The sequence below is a fragment of the Candidatus Protofrankia californiensis genome, from assembly GCF_900634765.1.
GTDB lineage: Bacteria > Actinomycetota > Actinomycetes > Frankiales > Frankiaceae > Protofrankia > Protofrankia californiensis.
Genome location: NZ_CAAAFT010000256.1, coordinates 16410 through 17707, shown reverse-complemented (window position 1 = coordinate 17707; position 1298 = coordinate 16410). Strand labels below are relative to the sequence as shown.

Genomic DNA, 1298 nt, shown 5'->3' with positions numbered 1-1298 from the left:
GCCCGACGTTGATCGCGCCGCCGAACACGTAGACGAACAGCAATACGAACATCACCGGCTGGATCGTGGAGAACACCAGCAGTTCGGGTACCCGCCGGACCTGGATCAGGTTGCGCCGGCAGATGACCCAGGCGTCCAGCAGCGACCAGACAACCCGGCTGCGGCCCTCGAGTGGCCGTACCGCAACGGCGGCAGCGCTGCCGCTGATAGTGCTCACGTTGTCACCAGCTCCTCGGTGATGGTCTCGTCCGGGTTCGTGGGCACGGCTTCGTCTCGCGCGTGATGGCCGGTGAGTGCCAGGAAGACATCGTCGAGGGTGGGCCGATGCAACGCGATGTCCTCGAGAGTCACGCCCACCTCGTCGACACCGCGGATCAGATCCGGCAGCACGCCGGCACCGCGGTTCATCGGTGCGCTCAGACGCCGCTGGTTGACGTCGACCGTCACCTCGCCGGAGGCGAAACGCGCCAGCACACCGCGCGCGGCGTCGACGTCCCCGCCACGAGCGATCACGATGTCGAGGCGGTCCCCACTCACCTGCGATTTCAGGTCGTCGGCGGTGCCCTCGGCGATGACCCGGCCACCGTCGATCACCGAGATGCGCCGGGCCAGCTGATCGGCCTCCTCCAGATACTGCGTCGTCAGCAGGACGGTTGTGCCCTCCCGAACGAGGTCCTCGATGACTTCCCACATCCGGATCCGGCTGCGCGGGTCGAGCCCGGTCGTGGGTTCGTCGAGAAACAGCATGGGCGGCGCGAGAATCAGACTGGCGGCCAGGTCGAGGCGCCGGCGCATACCACCGGAATAGGTGCCGGCCTGACGACGGGCGGCATCGGTGAGGTCGAAGCGTTCCAGCAGGGTTTCGGCGCGGGTCCGTGCCGAAACGACCGGCAGCCGGTAGAGCCGGCCGAACATCTCCAGGTTCTCCTGGCCGGTGAGCCGTTCGTCGACGGCGGCGTACTGACCGGTGAGCCCGATTCGTGACCGCAGCTCGTCCGCGCGCCGGCTGACGTCAAGACCCAGGACTTCGGCATGTCCGGAATCGGCGCGCAACAAGGTGGTGAGAATTCTCACGGCAGTCGTCTTGCCCGCGCCGTTCGGACCGAGGACCGCATGCACGGTCCCGGTTGCCACGCTGAGATCAAGACCGGCGAGCGCGACGCTCGCACCGAAGCGCTTGTGCAGGCCATGCGCGAGTACCGCGGGTTTGTCAGCCACAGTTCGCGATCGTACGGCAGGCAACCGACAGTCTGGAAACAGCGGGGTGACCAGCCGGCTCCCTTACGTACAGTAGTCGG

The 1298-nt window shown here is 67.1% G+C and carries 1 protein-coding gene and 1 pseudogene; both read right to left on the bottom strand.

Annotation, left to right across the window (positions count from 1 at the left end; translation table 11 throughout):
* Nucleotides 1–217, bottom strand: a pseudogene (locus DD1DGNOD_RS29425) (ABC transporter permease); the annotation flags it as partial.
* Nucleotides 214–1218, bottom strand: a complete 1005-nt coding sequence (locus tag DD1DGNOD_RS13930) for an ATP-binding cassette domain-containing protein (protein ID WP_131766809.1) — start codon at nt 1216–1218, stop codon at nt 214–216. The pseudogene DD1DGNOD_RS29425 and the gene DD1DGNOD_RS13930, both read right to left, overlap by 4 nt.
* Nucleotides 1219–1298 lie beyond the last annotated feature (80 nt).